The following is a 5279-nucleotide window of genomic DNA, read 5'->3' on the forward strand; positions in this document are numbered from 1 at the left end:
AGGCGGTCATGGCCGCCTTGTACGGAGGAGCCAGCAAGGCCGCCGTGTGCCGGACCTTCGGCATCGCACGCAGTACCTTGATCGACACGTTGAAACGCGCCGGGTGGAACGAACCCAGCAAGGTTTAATGAGTGCCAAGCACCTGACAATTCCATTCCCACAACGCCATCGATCTACCGATCCCTGTTTGTTCTCTCGAGCGGTACATAAAAGTTATTTTCGTGTTGGCACCCCTTCCTGGAACCGTTCAGCGATCATCCGCAGCCGGCTGCCCAGCAGCAGCGTTTCCTGGGTCGCTCTGGTGCGCAGATCCTTCAGTTGGGCCTGGATTGCGGGGGAAAAACCCTGGATGCCGGCCAGATATGGAAACAGGCGATGATGCCGGACCAGGGGCGCAACCTGGGTCCAGTCCAGGTCCGAAGCGGGAGGGGGCGAAGCGTCGGTCAGCCGGGCCGTCATAAGGTCGAGCAAAAACCGCATGACGGGGGAAAGTGGCCCGACCGCCTGATCGTGGCCATGGGATGCCCCCGTCATGGCACGCCATCCGGCATTTCCGGCAGGCGGTGGCAGGTGATGGGGATATCAGCCACGGCCAGTCCCGTTCCCGCCCGTCAGCTCCCGCTCCAGGGCGGCCACGGCATGTTCCAGCACCTCCCCCAGTACCCAACCTTCGCGGTCGGCGATGGCCAGGAAGGTGTCGATCGTTTCCTGACGCGCCCGGATGTTGAACTGCACATTGCGGCCGGTCCGGTGCCGGCGCTGTTCGCGCCGGGCAGGCGGCGGCGGGACCGGGGCGGTTTTTGCTTCCCGGCTGGGGAAACGGGCGGCTTCCGACACGGCGCGGATGGCGTCGGCGGGCGGGGCCTGGATGTCGCGGGCGGCCTTGGGCGCGAAGCCGGACAGGTCCAGCCCCTCCTCCCCTTCCCCGAAAATGCTGGCGCGGGACTTGGTCATGCTTGTCGCTTCCTTCAATGCCGGGGTCAGGCCACGGACGCCTTCATGCCACCCTTCAGGACCGCCACCACCTCGCCCGCGAAGGCCAGGGCATTGGCGGTGGCGGCCTTGATGTTGGTGACCTGGGTCGGATCCAGATCGGCCAGCGCGCCGCCAAAGGCGAAGATGGCGCGGAAGGCGTCGCGCTCATGCAGCTGCGTCTCGAAGACGGGCACGTCATTTTCCGCGAATTCCGCCGCGATGCTTTGCAGGGAGCGCGGGCGGATGGCGGCGCTGGTGCGGGTGAACAGCACCGCGAAGGGAATATCCCGGCGGAAGGCGCGTTCCTGGCTGCGCACCAGCCGGATGGCCTTCACCGCCTCGCCTGCGTCCAGCTGCGATCCCTGGCTGGGGATCACCACCAGGTCGGCCCGGCTCATGGCGTAACCGACCATCATGGAGGCTGTGCCCTCCAGATCGACAATGACAAAGGCGGTTTTCTGTGCCGCCTCGTCAATGGCGTCGGTCACCGTCTCTTCCGTCACATCGGCCAGCACGGTGAGGTTCGCGGGCTTGCCCGGCAGCCGCGCCCAGCGGGACACCGGCTTGTTCGGGTCGGCATCGATGATGGTGACGCTGGCCCCCTGCCCGGCCAGGGCCGTGGCCAGTAGAACTGCGGAAGTGGATTTGCCGGCCCCGCCCTTGGGGCTGGCGAAAACGATGGTGGGCATGGCGGCGGACCTGATGCGTTCAATCTGCGATCAAAGTGATCGCATGTTGGTATCTGTCAGAAATATAGTAATCAAAGTGCTATCTAATAGCTACACGATATCATATAGATAACTTATAGATATCATATAGGGTGCGAAGCGGCTACCAGGGCAGACTACGATAGAAGCACTGCACCACCCTCAGCCGTTCGTCGAAATCGGGCAACTCACCGACCTCCTGTTCCAGTGTATGCCAATCGGCCCTGGCACGACGGATCAGGTCGAGGTCCTCAAGGGAGTTGACGGTCGCTGTGATATTCCGTGCCTGACTTTTGTCATGCAGCGTGGTCAGGATCAGGTGGTGTTCCCCGGCATCCAGGCGCTGATATCGACGGTGCGGGCCGGGATCGGGTGGTCAGACATTGATGGACAGCATCCATTTCTCTGAGTAGGTGGGCGCAAAGGGCTGTGACGGGTCCAGCACGCGCGATCCGCCGCGCTGTGCATGCGCCAGCCAACCCTGGATACGCGCGTCCTCCTTCAGGCCCAGCACTTCATCCAGCAGATAACCGGCCCGCACCTTGGCAATGGGGGACCCATCGGCCTCGATCACCCGGATGATTTCCGGCAGATAGGTTTGGGCATGGTTACGCCAGACATCGCATATATGCGCCATGCCGCCGCACAGGTCCGGACGGTCCAGCATGTCATGAAAGGTCTGGCCGATGGTGGCCAGCCGGGTGGCTGTGCCGCGAACAGTCAGCCAGGTGCCGGGATGGGCTGTCTTCGTCACCTCCACGGCCCGACCGCGTAATTTTGCGGGTGGCACCATGTTTACCAGCCGTACCCCGGTTTCAACGGGCAACCGATCAAAGGGCGGGGGGAAATCCATCCCCATCTGTTCCGTCGCCATCCGGCGCGCCACCGTATCCGCCGGCAAGGTCAGATGCAGTGCCACGGGGTGCCTGTCGCTTAACCCCCTGCGTTGCATGGCGGACAGGTGCGAGACATAGCCGAACGGGGTGACCAGCGCGAAAGCCTCTTCCGCAGTGGCATCGCCCATGGAAAGCACGCGATAGACATTCCGGCCATAATCCGGGTCTGAAGCCAGCGCCTTGGTCGCGATCAGATTGCCGATGACCCTTTGCACATGGATTTTCCCCAGCGGCTCTTTGCGGAACAGCTTGTGGCCGGTGGCATCCTGATCAATCCGGTGCAAGGCCTTCAGGATGGCGTAACGGGTGACAAGCGCCTGCTGTGGGGCGATGACCACGTCCAGGACGGAGGCTGCCAGTCTTGTGCGTTTGATCGCGCGGATGGGGCTTGAGAGGCGTTCTGCCATAGGTGGTCCCGTTCATGTATACCTGATATATATGTCCTAAGGACATATATATCAGGTATACAGCCTTAAGCTATTTTAGCTGTTCTGGTCTGATTGTCAAGCCGGTCGGGCGATCCGCTACCCCTTCAGCTCCGCACCTGTTTGCTTGCCCGGCAGGACCTGCTGAGTGGCCTTCTCTTCCTTGCTTCCTGCCAGTTGAGGAAGCTCAGTTTAGAAGCAGATAGCTATCATGTAGATATCTGATATCACATTAACCTTCAGCCACGCCGCGATAGGCCTTGAACCAGTCGATGAAGCGCGGGATGCCCTCATCCAGGCTGGTGCGGGGCTGGTAGCCCAGGTCCTGGGTGCTGGCCTCAATATCGGCGCAGGTGGCGGCGACATCGCCCGGCTGGATCGGTTCCAGTACCATTTCGGCCTTGCGGCCCAGGGCCTGTTCGATCAGGCCGATGAAGCGCAGCAGCGGCTCGGGGCGGTGGTTGCCCAGATTATAGACCCGGTGCGGCACCACATCCTGGCCGGGCGTGGCGGGCCGGTCCAGTGTCGCCAGTACGCCCGCCACGATGTCATCGACAAAGGTGAAGTCGCGGGCCATGTCGCCATGGTTGAACACCCGGATCGGCCTTCCCTCCAGAATGGTCTCGGCAAACAGCATGGGCGCCATGTCGGGCCGGCCCCAGGGCCCATAGACCGTGAAGAAGCGCAGGCCCGTGGCCGGCAACCCGTAGAGATGGCTGTAGGTACGGGTGATCAGCTCATCCGCGCGCTTGGTGGCGGCATAGAGCGAGACGGGCCGGTCGACGCGGTGATCGATGGAGAAGGGGATCTCCTGATTGGCGCCATAGACGGAAGAGGAGCTGGCATAGACGAAATGCTGCAGGCCCGGCAGCAGGCGGGCGGCCTCCAGCATCACCACCTGCCCCATCAGGTTGGTCTGGATATAGGTATAGGGGTCGATCAGCGAATGCCGCACCCCGGCCTGAGCTGCCAGATGGATGATGCCGGTGATATCCGGATGTGCTTGAACCAGGGCCGTCATGGCGTCGCGGTCGGCGATGTCGGTATTCTGGAAGCGGAAGCCGGAACGGGGGGTGAGAAGGTCCAGCCGCGCCTGTTTCAGGCGGATATCGTAATAGGGGGAGAAATTATCCACCCCCAGCACCTGCTCCCCCCGGTCCAGCAGCGCCCGGCAGGTATGGTATCCGATGAAGCCGGCAGCGCCGGTGACCAGGATCGGCATGACATGTCCTTACATCGCCAGGTGCGTTGGAAAGGTGGCTATGAGCGATCCGGCGGGGGATGGCAAGGGGTTGGCATTAAGATGATATCAGATAGCTTTCAGATATCATCCTGTTACGCAGGATCAGGCCGATGGCGACCGCCCTTTCCAGGACAGGAGCGGAGGGGGCATAGTGGCGCCACAAACGCCAGGGATTGGAAATGGACACGGTACTTGTCACAGGCGGTGCGGGCTATATCGGCAGTCATGCCGTCCTGGCCTTGCGGGCGGCGGGCCGCGCGGTCGTGGTTCTGGATGACCTTTCCACGGGCGCCCGGGGGCTGGTGCCCGCCGATGTGCCGCTGATCCTGGGCGATGTCGCCGATGCTGACCGGGTGGGCAGCCTGCTGCGCGATCACCGTGTCGGCACCATCATGCATTTCGCCGGCTCCATCATCGTGCCGGAATCGGTGGCCGATCCGCTGAAATATTACCGGAACAATACCGCCGCCAGCCGCAGCCTGATCGAGGCCTGTGTGACGGCGGGGGTGGGGCGCTTCATCTTCTCCTCCACGGCGGCCGTCTATGGCAATCCGCCCGCCCAGATGGTGACGGAACAGACCCCGGCCGCCCCCGTCAGCCCCTATGGCTGGTCCAAGCTGATGACGGAGCAGATGCTGGCTGATGTGGCGGCTGCACATCCGGCCTTCCGCTCCATCGCGCTGCGCTATTTCAACGTGGCGGGCGCCGATCCGCAGGGGCGGGCGGGGCAGGTGACCCCCAACGCCACCCATCTGGTCAAGCTGGCCTGCGAGACAGCCCTGGGCCGACGCGACGCGCTCAACATCTTCGGCACCGATTATCCCACCCCGGACGGGACCTGCGTGCGCGACTATATCCATGTCAGCGATCTGGCCGACGCGCATGTCTGCGCCTTGGGCCATCTGGAAGGGGGCGGGGACAGCCTGGTGCTGAATTGCGGCTATGGCCGCGGCTATTCCGTGCGTCAGGTGGCGGCGGCCATGGAGCGCGCCGCAGGCCGACCCCTGCCCCAGCTGGAGGCCCCGCGCCGGCC

6 protein-coding genes and 1 pseudogene are annotated in these 5279 nt (G+C 63.3%); 2 read left to right on the forward strand and 5 right to left on the reverse strand.

The window, feature by feature from the left end:
* Positions 1 to 128, forward strand: a pseudogene (locus tag AAG816_RS27310) (recombinase family protein); the annotation flags it as partial.
* Positions 129 to 213: 85 nt separating this feature from the next.
* Here AAG816_RS27310 and AAG816_RS27315 read toward each other — a convergent pair.
* From AAG816_RS27315 to AAG816_RS27335, 5 genes are all read right to left on the reverse strand, one after another.
* Positions 214 to 534 carry a hypothetical protein gene (locus AAG816_RS27315; protein WP_341992874.1) on the reverse strand — a complete coding sequence of 107 codons (321 nt, stop codon included), beginning with the start codon at positions 532 to 534 and terminating at the stop codon, positions 214 to 216.
* 48 nt (positions 535 to 582) lie between these two features.
* Positions 583 to 954, reverse strand: coding sequence for a stability/partitioning determinant (locus AAG816_RS27320; RefSeq protein WP_341992875.1), 372 nt, complete (start codon positions 952 to 954; stop codon positions 583 to 585).
* 26 nt (positions 955 to 980) lie between these two features.
* Positions 981 to 1664 carry a ParA family protein gene (locus AAG816_RS27325; protein ID WP_341992876.1) on the reverse strand — a complete coding sequence of 228 codons (684 nt, stop codon included), beginning with the start codon at positions 1662 to 1664 and terminating at the stop codon, positions 981 to 983.
* A gap of 394 nt (positions 1665 to 2058) precedes the next feature.
* On the reverse strand, positions 2059 to 2985 hold the full coding sequence (locus tag AAG816_RS27330; RefSeq protein ID WP_341992877.1) for a hypothetical protein: 927 nt from the start codon (positions 2983 to 2985) through the stop codon (positions 2059 to 2061).
* Positions 2986 to 3235: 250 nt separating this feature from the next.
* A complete protein-coding gene (locus AAG816_RS27335; RefSeq protein WP_341992878.1) occupies positions 3236 to 4225 on the reverse strand; it encodes an NAD-dependent epimerase/dehydratase family protein in 990 nt (329 codons plus the stop codon).
* 200 nt (positions 4226 to 4425) lie between these two features.
* Here AAG816_RS27335 and galE point away from each other — a divergent pair.
* Positions 4426 to 5279: UDP-glucose 4-epimerase GalE (galE, locus tag AAG816_RS27340; protein ID WP_341992879.1), on the forward strand; the 854-nt coding region annotated here is incomplete at its 3' end.

The organism is Azorhizobium sp. AG788 (assembly GCF_943371865.1).
GTDB lineage: Bacteria > Pseudomonadota > Alphaproteobacteria > Rhizobiales > Xanthobacteraceae > Azorhizobium.